Raw genomic sequence first — 21578 nt, 5'->3', positions numbered from 1 at the left:
GCGTAGGAGCCCGTTGCGAGCAACTCCTGGCACTCCGCCAAAAGCTCTGTCGACACGTCGGCAAAGTTGCTCACGTAGCTCAGCGGATTGAGCAGCCGGTCCACGAGGCCCTTGGTGAGCTGGCCAATCGAAGCCAGTTTCTCCTGCCGGATGAGTTGCTCCTGGGTTTCGCGTAGGTCGGCCAGGGTGCGTTGCAGGCCTTCCAGCAAGTCGTCGGACTTTCGCTGCTCAATTAGTAGCTCACTCGTCCGGGCTTCGAGCTCGTGGCGCGTGGTCGACAGGTCGGTCACCATCTTGTTGAACGCCGCGCCCAGCTCCCCAATCTCATCCCGCGAAGTGCTCTGCACGCGCTGGGTGAGGTCGCCCCGGCCCACTTTGTTGGCCGCGTCGCGCAGCTTCAAAACCGGCACCGAGATGCTTTTGGCCAGGCCAAAGCCAATGCCAATCCCGATGCTGAACACCAGGAAGCTGAAAAACAGCGAGGTGATGCGAATCTGACGCTTGCTCTGCACAATCTCCCGGGTGGAGAAGGCCAGCATGATTTCGCCGGTCATCATCGGCGTGCTGAAACCGGTCCGCTTGACCACCATGGAGTCGCTGGAGGTGGCGTCGACGTCTATCTTCTTTCGCTCGGGATAAGTCTTGAAAACCGTGCGCTTGATGCGGTAGCGGGTGTGGGCGGCGTTCCAGGAAGTATCGGTCTGAAGCAAGCTCACGAATTGCAGCAGGGGGTCTTTCTTTACAAAGTCCATAGCGGTTTGCACCCCCTGGAAATTTTGTTCGGTCATGGCAATTTTCACCCCCAGCGCCACCGTGTTGGCGTGGTTTTGCACGTCCTTGTTGAAGTTGTTGAGCAGGCTGCGCTCCTGAATGACGGGTAGGTAGAAGAGCACGAAAAAGGAAAACAACAGCACGATGCTGGTCACAGCCAGCCAGATTTTGGTCTTGACCGTGAGCCGCAAGTGGCTGATGATGCGCAGGATAGACGAACGACGTGAGCTGTTTACCATACCAGGCGGGGCTTTGAGTAGCCGGACGTAATGAGGCGGTTCTTACAAAAATTTCTTCCCGTCGATGGTGATGGTTTTGCTGCTCGGCCCGGGCTGGTTGACCACGCCAATGGCCCCGTTGGTTTGCGCCACAAAGTTTTCCAGCTCGGTTTCGGAGTTGAAGAAATTGGGCGCGTCGGCTTTGCCTTGGAATACCAGCGCCAGCCAATACTTATTCAGCTCGTTGGCGTTCATGTTATAGATTTTTTTGCTGGTGTTCTGGCCAATTGGCGTGGTGGTTTTCAGCAGGGCAATTACCACTTTGCTGCCGTCGGGCCAACGCAACTTTTCCCCCTTCATGGTGGACCTCAGCTGCGCCAGCTTCATCTCGGGCGGCACGCCTTTGCCATTGCCGATGACCGCGAGGTTCAGGTCCTGCGCACCCGCCTGAGCATGGCAGCACCCAATAAGGAGCAGGAAAAACGTAATTCGGTAGGCCCAAGCCATATACTATACGAGTTAAAAGCCCACGGCCACTTGGAAGGTGACTTTGTCGGAGGCGGAGTGCAAGGGGCTTTTGGTGTGCTGGTACTCAAGCTTCAGCACGGCCAGGTAACTCAGCTCGTAGCGCAGCCCGCCCACGAAAGATTGGGTGTTGTTGGAGAGGAAATATACTTCCCGGTTGCTGGTGAACCGGATGTCGTCGAGGCGGACGTAAGGAATGATTTTCTCGGTCAGGCGCAGGCCGGCGTACACGTAGGTGGCCACCGCACGCTGCGTGCCGAGGCTGTCGGAGCGGCTGTTGACCATGCTGCTTTCGGCCAGCAGCTCGAATTTCCGGGAGAAAACCGAGTCGGTGTAGAAAACGGAGCCCGTCACAATATCCTGGCTTATCCGGTTGAGGACCACCGGCCGTACCCCGCCCGAATGGTTGTGCATGGTGCTGCCTTTCGAGATGGCATCGTGATACAGCGAAGCCCCCAGCCGCATGCCGTCGGTGGGCTTGACGTGCACGGCCAGCGTGGCAGACTTAAAGGGGTTGTTGTCCACTACATCGCCCGACCCAATGCCGTTGCCCACCATGGCGTCGTAGCCAAAGCGAAGGCGGCCCAGGTTTTGCCCCTGCAAGCTCACGCCCGTGGTGTGGAGCGGGATAATGCCCTGCGCAAACAGCAGGGGCCGGTCAATGGTAGGGAAAAACACCCGGCCATGGTGGTAGGTGTCGTTCCAATAGTTGATGGGCGTGTGGTGCTTGCCCAGCAAGACGCTGTGGTTTCCCACATAGTTATACTTGAGAATGATGCGCTCGACGCTGATGTCGAAATCCGTGGGCGAAGTGAGCGAAAACTTGAAAACCGTTTCACCCAAAAAAGACAGGCGCTCCGTTATCTCGGACGTGATAAACAGGTCCTGCTCGCCGAGGCCAAAGCTGACTTTGCCGTTTCGGTAATAGGCGGACGCGTCCACAAACCCTTTGATTTGCGTGCGTTGGGCCGTGGCACCTGGGACCAAGCCCAACAGCAAGCCAAGCAGTGAAAGCGTGACGCGAGAGTAATCAGTTATTTTCATGCGCTATGCTTCACTGGTGGGCAGGACTTGTGGCTTGCGGAAAAAGCGTAAATCCGCCTCTCCATGATTTATCGTCGTGGTTCAAGACCGCATTGGGCAAGTGCCTGCTGCAAGTGAAGATAAATGGGAATATGACAAACGAAATATAGTAAGTTGCAATTTGCCAAAGATAATCCGGTCGAGGCTATTTTAATACAAAAAAATATTGATTCAAGAATAAAACAAATGTAAAGCCCAATGAACGCATTATTTTAGCTAGATTGCTCACTGCCTGTGTGTCCGGGGTATCGACACCTGGATCAGAGGCCGATAATCCTGAAGTAACCGTGGCGCTGATAAGCGCTTCGCACGCGAAAAGCGCCAAGCAGATTCGGAGGCTGCAAGGGTAGCCTTGCCGGCTGAGGGTCCCCACTCGTTTTACCTGCTGCCACCAAAAGCAAAAAGGCCGTTTCCCGTTAGGAAACGACCTTTTAAGTAGCCACGAGCAGATTCGAACTGCTATCAAGCGTTTAGGAAACGCCTATTCTATCCCTTGAACTACGCAGCCAGGCTACAAAGGTAAGAACAGGGCCGGCCTGTTTGCAGGCACCGAAAGCCTACTTGTGGAAAACTACGCTTTGTACAGCAGAACGATGATGAAGGAAAGCACCGTGAGAATAAGCCCGACCATAAAAACCGAGTAGCTGGTGCGCAGCAGGCCGTACTTACGTGCGAGTACTTCGCCGAGGTAGTACACATCGGTTACCATGTTGGTGTACAGGCCGTCTTTCTGGCGCATGAGCTCGCGGATGCTGTCCTGGAAATTGTCGAGGCTGAGCTTGGTAAAGTTGCCGAAGAACAGCAGGTTTACCCGGCGGTTGGTGGCTATTTCGGGGCTTTTCTTCAGCCACTTAAAGCTCGTGACATCGGGCTGGGCCGACAGAATGGCCGTGACCACCGAGCCCAGCGAGGTAAAGAGCAGAATGCTCATGGGAATGGCCAGCACCGGGTTTTTGGTGAAGGCCGGGCCCAGGGCCGACGACTTGGCGCCCAGGTAGGTGATGATAACCGAGAGCAGCACCGCGTTGAGCTGAATCATCATGCCGGCCTTCTTGTCGGCCATGTCGGAGAGCTTGATGTGGTTGCTGTACATGGTGCGGAACATGGTTTCCACGCCGCGCTTGGGGTCGGCGAAGGTGTCGTTCGCCTCCTCTTTTTTCTTTTTCCGCTTTTTCTCCTTTTTCTTGAGCTCGTCGCGCTGGTCGCCGGTGTTTTTCTTGAAGTCGTCGCGGTACCGGTCCTTGCCCGCGTCCGACAGGTACTTGTGGCCCAGCATGAAGTTGAGCTGCAGCTCGGCCCAGTCCGGGTTGGAGTAGGTTTGGCCCAGCACCAGCTCCCACTCCGTGCGCAGCAGCTCGGCGCTGGAGCGGAAGTCGTCGCGGGCCAGGTTGCTCATGTCGGCATCGAGCAGCAGCTTCTGCAGTTCCGTGGTGGCCTCGGTGTCGCGGTGCGTGGCCTTGATAAGGTCTTTGATGAGCTGAATGCGGCCGGTCTCCACGCCGTGCTCCGCGAGCCAGGCTTCGGCGCGCTCCATGCTCCGGAACTCGTGGCCGTCGTACACATCGAGGTAGCCCGTGTCGTGAAACCAGGCCGCCAGCAGCAGGGCCTCGGTGTCTTCGGGGCCCAGGCTGGCCGCGGTGGCCAGCACCCGGCATTCCTTGGCCACGGCTTCGGTGTGGCGCAGGGAGTGGTAGGTGAGTTTGGCGGCCAGCTCGGAGGCAAACAGCTCCGTCACAAAAGCCTGGGCCTCTTTTACCAGGGGCGAGGCTTTAGCTTTGGCGGACTTGCCGGTTTCGGCGGCTTCGGGTGCAGCGGGTGCGTTTTGGGCAGGAGATGCCATTGGTTCTTGTGGGGTGGGAGCGGACGCCTTTGCAACGGCGCCGGGGGTAATTTCTTCCATGACAGGCGAAGCTACGGCGGGTTCATCCGGCGGGCTTGCCGGCATTGAACGCGAAGCGCGGAGCGTAAGTTAAAAAACGACGACCTAACCGCACCGCCGTGCTTTGCGTAACGGGCGTTAACAACGCCGGCCCGGTGCCGGTCGTAGGTTTGCAACAACATCCCGCGGCGGGGCTTCCGGGCCTCCACCATCTTTTTTTTATGCCCTTATTTTCTCGCTTTCGACCCGCGCTGCTCACGTTCTGCGCGGTTTTGGCGTTCCCGGCGGCTACCTTGGCGCAAGGTGAGTCCAGTCAGAATCCAGTCAACTCCCGCCCCAATTACCGGCGCGGCGCGGTGGGTTGGGAAACCAAAATGCCTCCGGATAGCAGCCACATCCGGTACTCGGTTTTTTTGATTGGCGACGTGGGCAACCCCATTCCCGCCGAAAAAGGCGGCGAGCCGTCGCTGAATTTTCTGCGCAAGGAAATTCTGAAGGCCGGCGCCAAAAGCACCACCATTTACCTCGGCGATAACATCTACGAATACGGCATGCCCGAAGAAGGTGCTTACGACCGCAAAGAGTCGGAGCGCCGCCTGCGCGACCAGCTGGACGTGCTAAAGGGCTACAAGGGCGAGAAGTACATGATTCCGGGCAACCACGACTGGAAGCAGGGTGGACAAGGCGGCCTGGAGCAGGTGCTGCGCGAGCAGCGCTTCGCCGAAAACTACATGGCCAACGACTCGGCGGCATTTTCCTATACCGGCGACTTCATCACGCCCAGCAACGGTTGCCCCGGCCCTTACGAAGTGCGCCTGCAGGACGACGTGGTGCTCATTACCATCAATTCGCAGTGGTTTCTGACCACCCAAAGCGCCCGGCCCTACGGCGCCGACGGTGGCTGCGGCGTGGAAGACGAAACCGACTTCATGGCCAGCTGGAGGATATTATTGCCCGCAACAAGGACAAGAACATCATGGTGGTGGGCCACCACCCGCTGTTCTCGGATGGCGTGCACGGCGGCTATTTCACCCTGGCCGACCACATCTTCCCCATTAGCATTGTATACAAGTATGCCTTTTTGCCGCTGCCGGTAATAGGCTCCGTCTACCCGTTTGCGCGCAAGTATGGGGGCATCAGCCAGGACATTGCTTACCCGGCTTACCAGGCTTACAAGGAAGGCCTGATGAATATATTCAACAAGTACCCCAACATCGTGTATGCGGCGGGGCACGAGCACAACCTGCAGTATTTTAAGGAAGGCGACACGCACCTCATCGTGAGCGGCTCGGGCTGCAAAACCCAGCACGTGAAGCCCGGCCCGGACGGCGGTGCGCTGTTTTCGGACAAGGAAAAAGGATTTGCCCGCGTGAACTACTACGATGACGGCCAGGTGTGGACCGAGTACTTTGTGCCCGAGGGCAACGGCGACAAGGCCCGGGTGGTGTTCCGCACTCCGCTCTACGCCAAGGCCACGGCGGCGGTGGCGTCTACCGACGCCGCGCCCGTTACCCCGATGGGTAAAAAAGATGCCCGCGAAGACCAGCCCGTAACGGTTCCGGTAGTGACCGGGCCGCGCCCCAACTTCGCCGATAGCAGCATAGTGGTGGCCATAAACCCGGCCTATGACAAGCACGGCAAGTTTCACAACTGGCTGCTTGGCGACCACTACCGGAAAGAGTGGGCCACGCCCGTAAAATTCCCCCTACTGGACCTGGCCACCGACAAAGGCGGCCTGGTGCCCTACAAAACCGGTGGCGGCAAGCAAACCATCTCGCTGAAAGTACGCAACGAAGCGGGCCATAACTTCTCGCTCCGCGGCATTGATAAAGACCCGGCGGCGGTGCTGCCCGAAGCCTTGCGCACAGGCTTTGCCAAGGACGTGCTGCAGGACCAGATTTCGGCGCAGCACCCCTACGCTTCGTTTGTACTGCCGCCTCTGGGCACGGCCGCGGGCATTCTGCACACCAATCCCGTGCCCGTATACATTCCGCAGGACCCCCTGCTGGGCCAGTACTACGGCGATTTTTCGAACAAGCCGGCCGCTCTGGAAGAAGACGCCAAGGACGACCAGAGCAACGTGGCCAGCCTGGGCTTTGCCAAAAACCTGGTGGGCACCGATAAAGTGCTGGAGCGCTTGCTCGACGACAACGACAACAAGGTGGACGAAGTGGCCTTTGCCCGCTCGCGCCTTTTTGATATGTGGATAGGCGACTGGGACCGGCACGAGGACCAGTGGCGATGGGCCGAGGTGAAAACCAAGGACGGCGACCGCACCTTCACGGCCGTGCCCGAGGACCGCGACATTGCCTTCTTTAAAGGCGACGGGGTGCTGCCTTACCTGCTTAGCCGCAAGTTTGCCATTCGCAACTTTCAGAACTTCGGCAAGGACTACGCCGACTACAAGGGCCTGAACCAGACGGCCATGGCCAACGACCGGACTTTCCTGAGCCGCGTGACCCGGGAGCAATGGGTGGCGCAGGCCACGTACATGAAGGAAAACCTGACCGATGCCGTTATCGAGCAGGCTTTCCGGGACCGGTGGCCCAAGGAGATTTACGACCTGCACGCCCAGGAAATCATAGCCAAGCTGAAAAGCCGGCGCGACCTGCTGCCGGACCTGGCCAGCAAGTATTCCGAAGTGGTGGCCGAGATTGTGGAAGTGCGCGGCTCGGAGAAGAACGAGAAATTTGTGGTGGAGCGCCTGCCCAACGGCAATACCCACGTCACAGTGCGCAAAATCACCAAGGAAGGGGCGCTCAGCAAAACCCTCTACGACCGGGTGCTGGAACGCGACGTGACCGATGAAATCCGTCTCTATGGCATCAGCGGCAACGACGTGTACGAGGTGAAGGGCGAAGCCAGCAAGGGCATTAAGGTGCGCCTGATAGGTGGCACCGGCCGCGACACCATCACGGACGTGAGCCGCGTGGGCGGCGCCAAGCACTACACGCAGGTGTACGATGCCGACACCGGCAACGTCATCAACGTGGGCAAGGAAGCCCGCCTGCGCCTGGAGCCCGGCATCGACGTGAGCCGCTACGACCACCCCAAGCGCTTCGAGCTGAAGGATTACCGCCTGAACTACACCGGCCCGGCCCTGTACTTTGGTTTTAACGTCGACGACCGGGTGTTGATAGGAGGGGGCATCACGCACCGCCGCTACGGCTTCCGCCGCGAGCCTTTTTCCTCCGAGCAGACGCTGGTGGCCAACTTCGCCCCGGCCCGCGAGGCCTACAACCTGCGCTATACGGGGCAGTTCACGCGCCTCATTGGGCGCTACGACCTGCGTGTGGCCGGCCAGTACTACGGCCCGCAGCTGCTCTATAACTTCTTCGGCATCGGCAACAACACCGTGAACCTGGCCAGTCCCGACCAGAACCGCGGCCGCGTGACGGCGCGCACCGTCAACGACTCGTACCGGGTGCGCTTTTCGCGTCTCTACATTGCCCCCACGCTGGAACGCAACCTGTTCAGCTTTTTGAAAATGGGCATCGGGCCGCAGTTCGACCAGTTTCGGGCTGAGAGAAACCCCATCGGCACCGCCATCCGCGACAGCCTCACCACCGCCGCCGGCGACTTGACCTATGACAACCCCCGGTTTGGCATCCGTGCCTCCGACTTCCAGACCAACCAGTACCTCGGCGGCCTCTTCTACCTGAACCTCGACGCCAGCTCGTCGCCTAAAAACCCGCGCATCGGCATCCGCTGGTACAACGAGGCGCAGTATAACTTCCAGCTCAACGGCGAGCAGCTGCGCTTTGGCCGCCTCACGTCGGAAGTACGTGCCTACCTCACGCCCAACTTCCCCTTCCAGATTACCTATGCCGGCCGTTTGGGCGTGACCCGCAACTTTGGCGACTACCGCTTTTACCAGGCCAACACCCTGGGCGGCACCACCAACCTGCGCGGCTACCGCCGCACGCGCTACGCTGGTCGCGGCAGCCTCTACGGCAACTTTGAGGCGCGCCTGCAGCTGCTCTCGTTCAACGCCTACCTGTTTCCCGGCAAGCTGGGCATCCTGGGCCTGGCCGATGCCGGCCGGGTGTATTCCGACAACGATACCCGCACGGGCTTCTCGTCGCTGCACAGCGGCTTTGGCGGCGGCGTATACGCCGACATTCTCAAGCAGGCTGTTATCAACGTCACCTATTCGGTGGGAGAAGAGAAGCTGGTGTTTGTCGGCTTCGATTTCCTGTTCTAAGACACCGTCCTGCGAGCTTTCCGTTCGCGCTTACCATTGCCATCCGGCCCGCGCCGCGCTCCTCAGGGATTGCGCCTCGGGCGGGATGGCAATGTTCGTTTTCGGCCAATGCATGACCAAGGTTTGTAGCGGCTTGAAGCGAACGGTGCGCCGGTTCGCCTGCATTATTTAACCAAATTTCTGAGCGTGCCCGTCCGGTCTAGTCGTCCGCAGGAAACAGGCACCGGGGCCGAGGAAAAAATTCGCTTTTGACCGCGATTGGGCATTAGTATGTAAAATAATAAAAATATGGAGGATGGTGAATTTTCAAAAACAGGGCAAGCTTTAATAAAATTATTTCAATTATTTATCTGAAATCAACCATAACATTATTTTTTTCATAACGTTGGGGGTGTGCACTGCCAAAATATTTTGCTAGCTTGGCAACCCAATATCAATTTTCTCACCTCAACCCACCACCCTATTACGCACTGCTACATGAACAAACTTTACATAACCGCGCTGGCCCTGTTGGGCAGTGCCGCTCCTTTGCTGGCGCAAAACACCCAGAATCGCCCGGCAACTCGTGTGGCTCCCATCAAAGAAGCCGCAACTCTCCTCAATGGCCGGGCTTGTGCCACCATGGAAGTATACGATGCGCAGCTGGCAGCCGACCCAGCCATGGCGCTGCGAATGAAAGAAATTGAGGCGCAAACCCGTAAGTACCTATCGCAGCCCCCGCTGATTCAGCGCCGGGCGACCGGGGCCATCATCACCATTCCGGTAGTGGTGCACGTGGTGTACAATACTGCTGCCCAAAACGTGGACGACGCCATGGTGGCTGACCAGATTCGCGTGTTGAACGAGGACTTTGCCAAAACCAACGCCGACGCTTCGCAGACGCCCAGCGTCTTCACGGCTTCGGCTACGAGCGTGCAGTTTGTGCTGGCCAAGCAGGACCCCACCGGTGCTGCTACCACCGGCATCGTTCGCCGCTCCACCAAAACCCGCTCATTCAGCAGCAACGACTTCGTGAAGTACACGAGCAAAGGCGGCAGCGATGCCTGGCCCCGCGATAAGTACCTCAACGTATGGCTTTGCAACCTGGGCCAGGGCCTGCTTGGCTACGCCCAGTTTCCCGGTGGCCCGGCGGCTACCGATGGCGTGGTATGCCTATATTCGTCGGTGCCCGGGGGCACGGCTACTAACTACAACAGTGGCCGGACGGCCACGCACGAAGTGGGCCACTGGCTGAACCTGCGCCACATCTGGGGCGATGCCTCCTGCGGCAACGACCTCGTGGATGACACCCCCACCCAGCAAACCAGCAACGGCGGTTGCCCCGTGTTCCCCAAGGTGACCTGCGGCAACCAGGGCGATATGAGCATGAACTACATGGACTACACCTACGACCGGTGCATGTACATGTTCACGGCCGGCCAGAGCAGCCGCATGGATGCCCTCTTTACCACCGGCGGCGCCCGCGCCAGCCTCGTGACCTCTACTGGTGGCACAGCCCTGCGCCAGGTGGCCACGTCTGCTGCAGCCCTCTACCCCAACCCCGCCACCGACGTGGTGAACGTGGAAAGCGCCCGTGGGGCGTCGCGGGTGAGTGTGTACGACATGAGCGGCCACGAAATGACCCAGGCCCGCTACAACGGCAACGGCCAGGTACAAGTATCGTCGCTGCCCAAAGGCCTGTACTACATCCGTACTTCCAACGGGGGTACCGTAACCCACCAGCGCTTCGAGAAAGAATAGCCCGGTCCCGCCGTGTGCTTAAAAACAGCCGCCCAACTGGGCGGCTGTTTTTTGGTTCCAATCGATTTCTTTCAGCCTTCGAAACTTTCGGGTAAAGTCAGCTAAGCCTTGAAAGATAATGCGTTGCCTTTGAATTAGGAAGGTAAAACGCAGTTGCTCCGTAGCGCATTGCGCGTGCTGGCTAAAACCGCGCGCTCGGAGTTTAAAATTTTACACTCACCCCATTTCCACACCCTTTACCCATTTTTTATGAAAATAAACGCTTACGCATTAACATTGAGCCTGCTCGGCCTAGCCGTGGCTCCAGCGGGCGCGCAGGCCCCCGGCTCATCTCCCAACGCGGCCAGCCGCACGGCGCCCAGCAGCATCGGTGCCGCTGGCGAGCTAAGGCTGGGCCGCACCTGCGCCAGCATGGAAGCCCTGGCGGCCCAACTGGCCGCCGACCCCGCGCTGGCCCAGCGCATGAGCAGCATCGAAAAGCAAACCGCTCTGTACGCGGCGCAACCGGCCGGCTCGCAGCAGCGCAGCACGGCCGCCACGCTCACCATTCCGGTGGTGGTACACGTGCTCTACAACACCACGGCCCAGAACATCAGCGACGCGCAGATTGCCTCGCAGATTGCCGTGATGAACGAGGATTTCCAGAAGCTGAACGCCGACGTGAGCAAAACGCCTTCGGCCTTCGCGGGCCTGGCCGCCAACGTAAATATTGCTTTCGCATTGGCCCAGCGCGACCCCAATGGCCTTGCCACAACGGGTATCGAGCGCAAGTCGACCACTGTGACGGGCTGGGGCACCGACGATAAGATGAAAAGCACCACCACCGGCGGCCTAAACGCCTGGAATTCGGGCAGCTACCTCAATATATGGGTGTGTAACCTGAGCGGCGGTATTCTGGGCTACGCCCAGTTTCCGGGCGGCGCGGCATCCACCGACGGCATCGTTATCCGGACTACGGCTTTTGGCCGCAACGGCTCGGCCGCAGCCCCTTTCAACCTGGGCCGGACGGCCACGCACGAAGTGGGCCACTGGCTGAACCTGCGCCACATCTGGGGCGATGCCTCCTGCGGCAACGACCTGGTGAGCGACACCCCCACCCAGCAAACCAGCAACACCGGCTGCCCCGCGTTCCCGAAGCGCACCTGCGGCAATACCACCAACGGCGACATGTTCATGAACTTCATGGACTACACCGACGACGCCTGCATGTACATGTTCAGCACCGGCCAGAGCAGCCGCATGAACGCGCTGTTTGCCACCGGCGGAGCGCGGGTTTCCCTCACTACTTCCAACGGTGGCACGGCCCCCGGTGGTACTCCGCCGCCCACCTATTGCGCCAGCAAGGGCACTAGCGTGGCCTACGAATGGCTTGATTATGTGCAGTTGGGCAGCATCAGCCGTACTTCGGGCGCCGATGCCGGCTACTACAATGGCACGGCCCTGAGCACCAACGTAACAGCTGGCTCGGCCTACACCATCAGCTTCTCCACGGGCTTTGCGTCCACGGCCTACACGGAATACGTGAAAGTGTACGCCGACTGGAACCAGAACGGCGTGTTCACCGACGCGGGCGAGCTGGTTGTTTCGGCGGCCGGTAGCACCTCCTCGGCTACCCGCACGGGCAGCTTCACGGTGCCCAGCACGGCTAAGAACGGCGCCACCCGCCTGCGGGTGGTGCTCAGCGACAACTCGGCTACCACCAGCTGCGGCACCTACAGCTACGGCGAAACCGAAGACTACACCCTGAACGTGGGTGGCGGCGCAGCCCGCACCGACGGCAGCGCCGTGGCCCGCGGCGGCACCGACAGCAGCGCCCGCCAGTACAGCCTGTTCCCGAACCCGGCCACCAGCGTGCTGCGCATTGCCCGGCCCCTCGATGCCGACCCCGCCCAGCCCTTCAGCGTGCGCGTGTACGACCTGCGCGGCCGGGAAGTGCGCGGGCTGGCCCTCGCCGATGACCAACTGAACGTGTCGGCCCTGAGCCCGGGCATCTACACCATCACCCTCAACGACGGGACCTCGACCACCCACCAGCGCTTCGTGAAGGAGTAGCCGATGGTTGGCAGTGCCACGCAATTGAAAAAAGCCCTGACCGGATGGTCAGGGTTTTTTTGTGCCAATTTGCCTAGGCGCGCCGGGCACGCCGTATCTGCCGGCGCTTTGCCAGCCCCGTACCGGAACCATCGTTGTTTGCCGTCCTGCTCCGCCTCTAGCACTGTTCATAACCTTTTGGCAACGCCGGGGGTAAGCAAAACGCCCTTAGCTTCGTTCTTATGAAAACCCTATACCTCGTTCGTCACGCCAAATCCAGCTGGAGCTTTGATGAGCTAAGCGACCAGGAACGCCCCCTCAACGACCGCGGCCGCGACGATGCCCCTGCCACCGGCCAGGCCCTGGCCAAACGCCGCATCTGCCCCGACCTGGTGATGAGCTCGCCCGCCGTGCGGGCCATGAGCACGGCCATGCTGGTAGCGCGCGAGATGCAGTACCCGCACGATAAAATAGTGGTGGAGCCCGGCATCTACGGCGCCGATACCGACAGCTTGCTGGCCATCATTCACGACCTGCCCAATGCGGCGGAGTCGGTGCTGCTGGTGGGCCACAACCCCACCATTACCGAAACGGCTAACCTGCTTTCGCCCACTTCCTTCGACGAAATGCCCACCGCTGCCGTGGTCTGCCTGCGGTTTGCGTGCGAGCAATGGGCGGACGTGAGCCGGGCCAACGCCGAATTTTACTTCTTCGACAACCCACGCACCGGAAGCTGAAGCCTGGGAGGGGGGTAAAAGCCCTGAATTAGAAGGAAAGAGTCGGCTCCTTTGGTGGCAGGGCCGTACAAAGCGCCAATAGTAAAATCACGGCGGCAGGTTGTTTGTGTACTCCGCCTGCTCCAACTCGTCACATTAATTTTTACTTCCCTTTGGAAACCCTTTCCCGAGACCTGAGCTGGCTGCGTTTCAACGGCCGCGTGCTGCAAGAAGCCCAAAGCCACACCGTGCCGCTGCTGGAACGCCTGAAATTCATGGCCATATTCAGTAGCAACCTGGACGAGTTCTTTAAGGTGCGGGTGGCCACGCTGCGGCGGCTGACGAAGCTGAAGAAAAAGACCCGCGCCAAGCTGGGCGAAAGCCCCAAACGCCAGCTGCGCGAGGTGCTGGCCGAGGTGAAGACCCAGCAGCAAGCTTTCGGCGTTACGTTCCGCGAGCAGCTACTGCCCGAGCTCAACGCCCAACACATTCATTTGGTGAACGAAGGGGAGCTGACGCCTGCGCAACGGGAGTGGACGGCCCAGTATTTCCGGGACAATGTGCGCGACCTGCTCTCGCCAGTGGCGCTTGATGATACCCTGCACCACCTGTTTCTGAAAGACCAGGCCGTGTACCTGGCGTTTTTTCTCAGCCAGCCGCGCAGTCCCAAGGGCAAGGCCGAGGCGGAACGGGTGCTGGTAATGGAGCTGCCCACCAAGCGCCACGGCGGCCGCTTTGTGCGCCTGCCCGACGAAGGCGAGGAGCGGTATGTGCTGTTTCTGGACGACGTAATTCGGGTGGGCGCAGCCGAGCTGTTTCCTGCCTACCAGCAGGTGGCGGTGAGTGCCATCAAGCTTTCGCGCGATGCCGAGCTGGACATTGAAGAAGAAGTGTCGGGCGACCTGATGGAAAAAATCCGCAGCAGCCTGGCCAAGCGGGCCACCGGCTTTCCGGCCCGCCTGCTCTACGACCCCGAAATGCCCCCGGAAACGCTACGGGCCATCAAACAAAAAACCGGCATCACCGACGAGGCGCTGGTGGAAGGAAGCCGCTACCACAACTTTCGCGATTTTTTTGGTTTTCCGCACTTCGAAGAGGCTCACTTTCACTTCCCGCCCCGGCCGGCCCTGCCGCACCCCACGCTGCCGCGCACGGGCAGCCTGCTGGCCGCCATTGCCACGCGCGACCACCTGCTGCACCCGCCCTACCAGTCCTTCGACTACGTGACCCGTCTGCTGCGCGAAGCTGCTGCCGACCCGCGCGTGTCGGCCATCAGCATCACGCTCTACCGCGTGGCTAGCAAAAGCGCCGTGGTGAAGGCCTTGCTCAAAGCCGCCAAACACGGCAAGCAGGTGACGGTGGTGGTGGAGCTCAAGGCCCGCTTCGACGAGGAATCCAATTTGTTTTGGGCCGATAAGCTGAAACGTGCCGGAGCCAATGTCATTTTCACCACGCCCGAGCTCAAGGTGCACAGCAAGCTGCTGCTCATTGCCCGCCGCGAAGCCGACGAAACCACCCGCCAGTACGCTTATTTCAGCACCGGCAACTTCAACGAAAGCACCAGCGAAGTCTACACCGACCACGGCCTGTTCACGGCCGATGAGCGGCTGACCCGCGAAGCCAGCAGTGTGTTCGACTACTTGCGCGACCAGCAAACCACCCCCGAGCTGGAACACCTGATGGTAGCGCCATTTGGCCTGCGCCCCGGCCTCAACGCGCTGGTTGACTACGAAATCAAGCAGGCCCGTAAAGGCAAAGAGGCCTATATCATTCTCAAAATGAATGCCGTGGAAGACCGTGGCATGATTGCCAAGCTTTATGAAGCCAGCCAAGCCGGCGTGCGCGTCGAGCTCATTGTGCGGGGCATTGGCTGCCTGGTGCCCGGCCAGCCGGGCTTCAGCGAAAACATCAGCCAGCGCGGCCTTGTGGACCGCTTTCTGGAGCACAGCCGGGTGTACGTTTTCGCCCACGGCGGCGAGGAGAAAGTTTACGTATCATCAGCCGACTGGATGACCCGCAACCTCGACCGCCGCGTGGAAGTAGCCTTTCCTATCTTCAACGAGGAGCTGCGGGCCGAAGTGCGGCACCTGCTCGACCTGCAGCGGCATGACAACGTGAAGGCCCGTGATTTTGAGAATAACTTCATTCTGCCCACCGAAGGCGAAAAACCCCTGCGGGCCCAGGAAGCCACCTACGCTTGGCTGAAAGGCCTCAAAAGGCGGCGCGGCCGCGCTTAGCGGCGCACACCCGCTTTCTCCAGTAGCTTGCGCGGCGGCGTGATGAACAGCTCCAGGCTGGCGTAGGGTGTGCCGTTGAACTTGGAGTCGATGATTTTCTCGCGGTCGTCGTTGGTTTTATCAAAGGCGTCGAAGGCGTAGTTGTAGCGGTAGCCGGCCTCGGCGCCCATCCAAAGAAAGCTCAGCAGCTCCCGCTCCCAGCGCAGCCGAAACTTAACCTCGGTCTCGCGTAGCTCGAGGGTGCGCAGGGGCTTTTTGTCGGCGATGGGCGCCCCATCGGGGCCGATGCGTGCCAACTCGTTGCGCAGCTTGACGATGTAGTTGTAGCCGTCCACGGTGTAGCCCGCGTAGAAAATAGACGACTCCGATGCGTTGTAGCGGGCCGTGACCCGCGCCGGGAACAGGGCTTCCACGCCCCATCGATTATTAAACGTGCGGTTGTAAAGCACGGCCGGATACAAACTCAGCCGTCCGAAGGTATAACCATACTGAAAGCCCAGGCCCCACGAAAAATTTGGGTTGCGTTTCCAGCCGTACACCGCCTCAGCCGAAAAGCGGGTGTAATCGGAGGTGCTGAGGTCTGAGGAGGAATTGTAGTCGCCGCTGAGCTCACCCTTCACGCGGGCCAGGTACCAGTGCACTTCGTCGATGGGCCGGAGTACCACCACCTGCGAGGCAATGCTCTTCAAGCCCTTGTTTTCGATGTTGCGGTACAACTCGTAATCGGTAGTGGCGGGGCCATTGAACTGAAACTCCTCGCGCTCGTAGGCCAGGCCCACTACCACCTTCAGGTGCGGCCGGTTCCAGGCCGGAATGTAGCCTTTAATGGAGAGCCGGGCATTTTTGTCCACCTCGCCAGCGTAATTGCTGATGCCTACCACCTGCGCGTTGGACTGCACGCCAAACCGCGGCATCCGCTCGTAGCGCACAATCAGGCCCTTGCTGGGGCCCATGCCCAGCACCGAAGGGTTGGCAAATGCCCGCTGGCTGAAGTCGCCCGTAGTGCTGTCGGGCTTGGGCGGTGCAGCGGGCGGGTACAGCCGTGGTCGCCCTGGGTCCTGGGCCAGTGCCCCATGGCCAATACCCAAACAGGCGGCTGCGCAAAGACCAACACGAAAAGCAAAAGACAAGGCCATAGAAAAAGACAGGAGAAAAGAGGCAATGCTGCCCTTACGCGAAAAACACAACAATGGCTGGCGGGCTACCAAAGATGGCGCCCGCCAGCCATTGTTGCTGCTACTTGCTCCCCTATGCGCTACTCCGTTGCCTGCTGCTGCTGGTACGGGTAGCGCTGCTGGTGCAGGGCTGCCACCCGCTTGCCCAGCAGCTCGCGGAGCTCTTCCAGGTTGGTGCGCTCCTGGGCCGAGACGAACACCACCGGGTCGTGCAGCTTGGCCATGTAGGTGGCTTGCAGTTGCGCCAGCGGCGGGCGCGGGGCGGTGCCGTCGCTCTCGGCGTCCAGCACTTCTCCAAACGGGTCCAGCTCGGCATCATCGGGCTTGTACTGGTCTATCTTGTTGAATACGAGCAGCATGGGCTTGTCGGCCGCGCCAATGTCGTTCAGCGTGTCGTTCACCACCTGAATCTGCTCCTCGAAGCCGGGGTGGGAAATGTCAACCACGTGCAGCAACAGGTCGGCTTCGCGAATCTCATCAAGTGTGCTCTTAAAGCTGTCGATGAGCTTGGTGGGCAGCTTGCGAATAAACCCAACCGTATCGGACAACAGAAACGGCGTTTGGTCGAGCACCACTTTGCGCGTGGTGGCGTCCACGGTGGCAAACAGCTTGTTTTCGGCAAACACGTCGGCTTTGCCCAGCACGTTCATCAGGGTGCTTTTGCCCACGTTGGTGTAGCCCACCAGCGCCACGCGAATGCTGCCGCTCCGGGTTTTGCGCTGGGTGTGGGCCTGCTTGTCCAGGTCTTCCAGCTTTTCCTTGAGAAAGGCAATCCGGTCGCGCACAATGCGGCGGTCCGTCTCAATCTCGGTTTCGCCCGGGCCCTTCATGCCCACGCCGCCGCGCTGCTTGTCCAGGTGAGTCCAGAGGCCGGTGAGGCGGGGCAGCAGGTACTGGTACTGCGCCAGTTCCACTTGGGTGCGCGAAGTGGCCGACTTGGCCCGCAACGCGAAAATATCGAGAATGAGCAGCGAGCGGTCCACAATTTTTACCAGCAGCTCGGCCTCCAGGTTGCGCAGCTGCGAGGGCGAGAGGTCGTCGTCGAACACCACCATGCTGGTGCCCTCGTGCTGCACCCAGGCCTTTATTTCGGCCAGTTTGCCTTCGCCCACATACGTCCGGATGTCGGGCTTCTCGAGGCGCTGCACAAAGCGCTTGGTGGCGGTGGCGCCGGCGGTTTCAATCAGAAAAGCCAGCTCGTCGAGGTACTCGGCGGTCTGGGCTTCGGACTGGCGGCGTGGGGGCACGCTCACGAGCACAGCAGTTTCCTGCTCTTTGGCGGTGGCGTAGGCGCCGCCGGTTTTGGTGGCCACGTAGCCGGCCTTGGCGTTGTCGGTGGTGAAGTGCCGGGTGCTGGCGGCGGGCTTGCGGCCGCCGGAAGATTTATTTGCCATGTTGTCGTTGAGTAATCAAAGTCCCTACGCAAGGCCGGGACAAAACGGTGCCGCGCTGGCTTAGCGCAAAGTAAGGGAGTAGGCCACCACCTGCTGCACCTGGGCCGCCGTAAGCTTTTTACCAAAAGCGGGCATCTTACCCATGCCATTGGTTACCAGGTAAGTGCGTCCAAAAGCGTTAAGGTTGCTCTTGGTGAGGTCGTGGGCACCGCTGGCGCCTTTTTTGCCATTGGCGCCGTGGCAGCGCGTGCAATTTTTCTGGTACAGCAGCTGGCCTGGAGTTACCGGAGCCTGGGCAATGGCAGGCGTGGCCAGCACGGGCAGCAGCAGCAAAGCAGGGAGAATACGAAGGTTCATAAGGAATTCAACACGAAAACGGAACGTAAAGTACCGGGACAATAAGAGAAATACACTTCAGTGAATGGGCGAACGTGCGAAAGGGAAATCCGTAAGGCCGACCTTTGGCCCTGATTTCTGCATTCACCCTTTCTTCCTCCCCACTTTGCGCGTCGCCATCGTCATCAATACCAGCTGGAACATCTGGAATTTCCGTGCCAGCCTTGTGCGGGCCTTGCAAAAGGCCGGCCACGAAGTGCTGGCCATTGCCCCGCCCGATGACTACTCCGCGCGCCTCGAAACCGAGCTAGGTTGTCGTTTCGTGCCCATTTTGATGGAAAACAAGGGCACCAACCCGCTGCAGGACGCCGCCCTCACGCGCCGCTTCTACCAGATTTACCGGCGCGAAAAGCCCGATGTGGTGCTGCACTACACCATCAAGCCCAATATTTATGGCAGCATTGCGGCCCAGCTGGCCGGCGTGCCCAGCATCAACAACGTGTCGGGCCTGGGCACGGTGTTCATTATCAAAAACTTCGTGAGCAAGGTGGCGCTGGGGCTCTACAAATTCGCGTTCCGCTTCCCGCAAAAAGTGTTTTTCCAGAACAGCGACGACCGGCAGCTTTTTCTGGATAACAACCTGATTCGGCGCGAAATCACCGACCTGCTGCCCGGCTCGGGCGTCGATACCGACCGGTTTCGGCCCGCCCCGCAATACGCCCGCCAAACCCCGTTTGTGTTCCTGATGGTGGCGCGCGTGCTCTACGAGAAAGGCGTGGTGGAATACTTTGAAGCCGCCAAAATTATCCGCGCGGCCGTGCCAGGCACCCGCATCCAGCTGCTCGGCGGCCTCGACGAGGCCGGGGGCGTAGGAGTGCCCCGCGCCATCTTCGAAGAATGGCTCAAAACCGGCGACATTGAGTACCTGGGCCGCTCCGACGACGTGGCCGCCCACCTGCACCGCGCCGACTGCGTGGTGCTGCCCAGCTACCGCGAAGGCACGCCCAAAACCCTGCTCGAAGCCGCCGCCGTGGGCAAGCCCCTGGTGACCACCGACGTACCCGGCTGCCGCGAAACCGTGGTAAATGGCCACAACGGCTACCTCTGCCAGGTGCGCAGCGGCCCCGACCTGGCGGCTAAAATGCTGCAGGTCCTGCGCCTGTCAGAAGTCGATTTGCTGCAAATGGGCCAGGACAGCCGCCGCCTCGCCGAGACGAAGTTCGACGAGAAGCTGGTGCTGGATAAGTACCTGACGGCCGTGGGCAACGTGCGAAAAAGGAACTAAACCATAAGGCGATGTGCCTCGCAATTCTGTAATTTTGCCCGCAATGGAAGTAATACCCAAAAAACTGGCCGGCGTGGTCGAATTCATCCCCCGCTTGTTTGGCGACCCGCGCGGCGTTTTTTACGAAACCTTCAGCGCCCGGCTCATGCAGGAGGCTGGCCTGCCAGCCGACCTCGAGTGGGTGCAGGACAACCAGAGCAAGTCGCAGCCGGGCGTGTTGCGCGGCCTGCACTTCCAGCGCCCGCCCCACGCCCAGGCCAAGCTGGTGCGCGTGGCTCAGGGCCGCGTCCTGGACGTGGTAGTTGACATTCGTCGGGACTCGCCCACCTACGGCCAGCACACCACCGTGGAACTGAGCGAGGCCCTAGGCAACATTCTCTACGTTCCCGTGGGCTTCGCGCACGGCTTTGTGGCGCTGGAAGAAAACACGCTTTTCCTATACAAGTGCTCCAACTACTACGCCCCGGCTTCCGAAGGTGGCCTGCTGTGGAACGACCCGGCCCTGGGCATCAATTGGAATATTGACAATCCCTTGGTTTCGGCCAAAGACGCCATCCTGCCCACGCTGGCAGAGCTGGACAGCCCTTTTTAAATAGAGAACCTACAGCAGCTCCACCAGCGTTTCCAGGGCCATGCCGCGGCTGCCTTTCACCAGCACCTGCTGCCCGCGCACGGGGTGCTGGCGCAGCCATTCGGCGGCCTCGGCTTTGGTGGTGAAGTGCTGCACCTTCGCGGCGTCGGCGGCCTGGGCCATTTCCGGGCCAATGAGCAGCACGGCGGGTAGCTGCAGCTCCGCCAGAAGCTGGCCCAGGAGGCGATGCTCGGCCGCGCTTTCTTCGCCCAGCTCAAACATGTCGCCGAGGACCACCAGTTTGGTTTGGCCGGGTACTGCTGGGCGGCCCGCGAAGCTGCGCAGGGCGGCGGCCATGCTGCTGGGGTTGGCATTATAGGCGTCCAGCACCAACTCGTTGCCGGCGGCCGTGCGCATCAGCTGCGAGCGGTTGTTCTGGGGGTTGTAGCGCGCCAGGGCCGTGGCCACTTTGTCGGCGGAGACGCCAAAATGCAGGCCAACGGCGGCGGCGGCGGCTAAGTTGGGGAAGTTGTAATCGCCCGTGAGCTGCGCGGCGATGTTGGTGCCATCGGCCAGGCGCAGGGCCACGGCGGGGTCGGCGGCGAGCAGGGTGGCGGGGTAGGCATCGGCCGCGCCGGGGTAGGTGAGGCGCGTGGGAACGGCTGCGGCCAAACCGGGCAGCTTGGCGTCGAGGGTATTGACGAATGCCGTGCCGCCAGTGCGGGCCAGGTAGTCAAATAGCTCCCCCTTGCCGAGGGCCACGCCCTCAGCGCCGCCAAATCCTTCGAGGTGGGCCTTGCCGATGTTGGTGATGAGACCGTGGGTGGGGCGCGCCCACTCGCAGTAAGCCGCGATTTCGCCCCGGTGGTTGGCGCCCATCTCAATCACGGCGAAGTTGTGCTGACCAGTGCGCAGGCGCAGCAGGGTGAGGGGCACGCCAATGTGGTTGTTGAGGTTGCCGATGGTGGCCAGTACCTGGAATTGCTGCGCCAGCACGGCCGTCAGCAGCTCTTTGGTGGTGGTTTTGCCGTTGGAGCCGGTCACGGCCAGCACCGGGATGTTGAACTGCTGGCGGTGGTGCCGGGCCAGCTCCTGCAGGGCCAGCAGCGGGTCGGGCGCGAAGGTGTAGCGGGCGGGGTTGGTGGCCGCCAAGTCGGCATCGTCCACTACGGCGTGCCGGGCGCCCTGCGCCAGGGCCTGCGGCGCAAAATCTGCCCCGCGAAAACTGGGGCCGTTCAACGCGAAAAACAGCGTACCGGGCTGGGGCTGACGCGAATCGGTGCTGACGTGGCCGCCAGCGGCCAGGTAATGGGCGTAGAGCAACATAGATTAGTGGAACGGGAGGAGCAAACCGGGTTTAATTTGTTGCAAAGGTGGGCTTGATTTTTGAGCCCATTTTCAATACCCGGCTTA

General features: G+C 60.5%; 16 protein-coding genes and 1 tRNA gene. 8 read left to right on the top strand and 9 right to left on the bottom strand.

The features are described 5' to 3' along the window. The 5 genes from BEN48_RS04205 to BEN48_RS04185 form a co-directional block, all read right to left on the bottom strand. The coding region (locus tag BEN48_RS04205) for a HAMP domain-containing protein (protein WP_125932468.1) at positions 1-1010 on the bottom strand (1010 nt) is incomplete at its 3' end. 42 nt (positions 1011-1052) lie between these two features. Next, a complete protein-coding gene (locus BEN48_RS04200; protein WP_070733220.1) occupies positions 1053-1496 on the bottom strand; it encodes a hypothetical protein in 444 nt (147 codons plus the stop codon). Positions 1497-1508: 12 nt separating this feature from the next. Next, positions 1509-2558 (bottom strand): hypothetical protein, encoded by a 1050-nt coding sequence (locus BEN48_RS04195; RefSeq protein ID WP_125932467.1) that lies wholly within the window; start codon positions 2556-2558, stop codon positions 1509-1511. 475 nt (positions 2559-3033) lie between these two features. After that, positions 3034-3105: transfer RNA gene (locus tag BEN48_RS04190), tRNA-Arg, on the bottom strand. Between the two features lie 63 nt (positions 3106-3168). Continuing rightward, entirely contained in the window at positions 3169-4437 is a 1269-nt protein-coding gene (locus BEN48_RS04185; RefSeq protein WP_083320746.1) for a Pycsar system effector family protein, read from the bottom strand. A gap of 260 nt (positions 4438-4697) precedes the next feature. On the opposite strand from BEN48_RS04185, the gene BEN48_RS19595 reads away from it, so the two are divergent. The 6 genes from BEN48_RS19595 (at position 4698) to ppk1 (ending at position 15404) form a co-directional block, all read left to right on the top strand. After that, entirely contained in the window at positions 4698-5573 is an 876-nt protein-coding gene (locus BEN48_RS19595; protein ID WP_241502169.1) for a metallophosphoesterase, read from the top strand. Beyond that, the gene (locus BEN48_RS04180; RefSeq protein ID WP_241502168.1) at positions 5459-8680 is read left to right on the top strand and encodes a hypothetical protein; all 3222 of its coding nucleotides are present in this window, start codon (positions 5459-5461) and stop codon (positions 8678-8680) included. Before BEN48_RS19595 ends, BEN48_RS04180 begins: the two co-directional genes overlap by 115 nt. Before the next feature lie 477 nt (positions 8681-9157). Then, the gene (locus BEN48_RS04175; protein ID WP_125932466.1) at positions 9158-10420 is read left to right on the top strand and encodes a M43 family zinc metalloprotease; all 1263 of its coding nucleotides are present in this window, start codon (positions 9158-9160) and stop codon (positions 10418-10420) included. Positions 10421-10669: 249 nt separating this feature from the next. Then, complete coding sequence (locus BEN48_RS04170; protein ID WP_125932465.1) at positions 10670-12472, top strand: GEVED domain-containing protein; 1803 nt, start codon at positions 10670-10672, stop codon at positions 12470-12472. Positions 12473-12693: 221 nt separating this feature from the next. After that, positions 12694-13188, top strand: a complete 495-nt coding sequence (locus tag BEN48_RS04165; RefSeq protein ID WP_070733212.1) for a SixA phosphatase family protein — start codon at positions 12694-12696, stop codon at positions 13186-13188. A 152-nt stretch (positions 13189-13340) separates the two neighbouring features. After that, complete coding sequence (gene ppk1 / locus BEN48_RS04160) at positions 13341-15404, top strand: polyphosphate kinase 1 (RefSeq protein WP_241502167.1); 2064 nt, start codon at positions 13341-13343, stop codon at positions 15402-15404. Here the strand turns inward: ppk1 and BEN48_RS04155 are convergent. The 3 genes from BEN48_RS04155 to BEN48_RS04145 all read right to left on the bottom strand — a co-directional run bounded on the left by BEN48_RS04155 (position 15401) and on the right by BEN48_RS04145 (position 18330). Continuing rightward, positions 15401-16540 carry a DUF6268 family outer membrane beta-barrel protein gene (locus tag BEN48_RS04155; protein ID WP_125932464.1) on the bottom strand — a complete coding sequence of 380 codons (1140 nt, stop codon included), beginning with the start codon at positions 16538-16540 and terminating at the stop codon, positions 15401-15403. The genes ppk1 and BEN48_RS04155 overlap by 4 nt on opposite strands. 119 nt (positions 16541-16659) lie before the next feature. Beyond that, on the bottom strand, positions 16660-17973 hold the full coding sequence (gene hflX, locus BEN48_RS04150) for a GTPase HflX (RefSeq protein WP_083320741.1): 1314 nt from the start codon (positions 17971-17973) through the stop codon (positions 16660-16662). Between the two features lie 60 nt (positions 17974-18033). After that, the gene (locus tag BEN48_RS04145; RefSeq protein WP_070733208.1) at positions 18034-18330 is read right to left on the bottom strand and encodes a c-type cytochrome; all 297 of its coding nucleotides are present in this window, start codon (positions 18328-18330) and stop codon (positions 18034-18036) included. A gap of 145 nt (positions 18331-18475) precedes the next feature. On the opposite strand from BEN48_RS04145, the gene BEN48_RS04140 reads away from it, so the two are divergent. Continuing rightward, positions 18476-19594 (top strand): glycosyltransferase family 4 protein, encoded by a 1119-nt coding sequence (locus BEN48_RS04140; RefSeq protein ID WP_070733206.1) that lies wholly within the window; start codon positions 18476-18478, stop codon positions 19592-19594. A gap of 43 nt (positions 19595-19637) precedes the next feature. After that, positions 19638-20186 (top strand): dTDP-4-dehydrorhamnose 3,5-epimerase, encoded by a 549-nt coding sequence (gene rfbC / locus BEN48_RS04135; RefSeq protein WP_070733204.1) that lies wholly within the window; start codon positions 19638-19640, stop codon positions 20184-20186. A 9-nt stretch (positions 20187-20195) separates the two neighbouring features. On the opposite strand, the gene BEN48_RS04130 is transcribed toward rfbC, so the two are convergent. After that, positions 20196-21491, bottom strand: coding sequence for a UDP-N-acetylmuramoyl-tripeptide--D-alanyl-D-alanine ligase (locus BEN48_RS04130; RefSeq protein WP_070733202.1), 1296 nt, complete (start codon positions 21489-21491; stop codon positions 20196-20198). Positions 21492-21578: the final 87 nt, after the last annotated feature.

It is taken from the genome of Hymenobacter glacialis (genome assembly GCF_001816165.1).
In the GTDB taxonomy this organism is placed as follows: domain Bacteria; phylum Bacteroidota; class Bacteroidia; order Cytophagales; family Hymenobacteraceae; genus Hymenobacter; species Hymenobacter glacialis.
The sequence above is the reverse complement of the archived record's forward strand: the minus strand, read 5'-3'. Positions and strand labels throughout refer to the sequence as shown.

Bases quoted from the DNA above. Each gene is read 5' to 3' on its own strand.
- BEN48_RS04195 (WP_125932467.1), bottom strand. From the start codon at position 2,558: ATGAAAATAACTGATTACTCTCGCGTCACGCTTTCACTGCTTGGCTTG.
- BEN48_RS19595 (WP_241502169.1), top strand. From the start codon at position 4,698: ATGCCCTTATTTTCTCGCTTTCGACCCGCGCTGCTCACGTTCTGCGCG.
- BEN48_RS04145 (WP_070733208.1), bottom strand. From the start codon at position 18,330: ATGAACCTTCGTATTCTCCCTGCTTTGCTGCTGCTGCCCGTGCTGGCC.
- BEN48_RS04155 (WP_125932464.1), bottom strand. From the start codon at position 16,540: ATGGCCTTGTCTTTTGCTTTTCGTGTTGGTCTTTGCGCAGCCGCCTGT.
- BEN48_RS04185 (WP_083320746.1), bottom strand. From the start codon at position 4,437: ATGGCATCTCCTGCCCAAAACGCACCCGCTGCACCCGAAGCCGCCGAA.
- hflX (WP_083320741.1), bottom strand. From the start codon at position 17,973: ATGGCAAATAAATCTTCCGGCGGCCGCAAGCCCGCCGCCAGCACCCGG.
- BEN48_RS04170 (WP_125932465.1), top strand. From the start codon at position 10,670: ATGAAAATAAACGCTTACGCATTAACATTGAGCCTGCTCGGCCTAGCC.
- BEN48_RS04200 (WP_070733220.1), bottom strand. From the start codon at position 1,496: ATGGCTTGGGCCTACCGAATTACGTTTTTCCTGCTCCTTATTGGGTGC.
- BEN48_RS04175 (WP_125932466.1), top strand. From the start codon at position 9,158: ATGAACAAACTTTACATAACCGCGCTGGCCCTGTTGGGCAGTGCCGCT.
- rfbC (WP_070733204.1), top strand. From the start codon at position 19,638: ATGGAAGTAATACCCAAAAAACTGGCCGGCGTGGTCGAATTCATCCCC.
- BEN48_RS04130 (WP_070733202.1), bottom strand. From the start codon at position 21,491: ATGTTGCTCTACGCCCATTACCTGGCCGCTGGCGGCCACGTCAGCACC.
- BEN48_RS04165 (WP_070733212.1), top strand. From the start codon at position 12,694: ATGAAAACCCTATACCTCGTTCGTCACGCCAAATCCAGCTGGAGCTTT.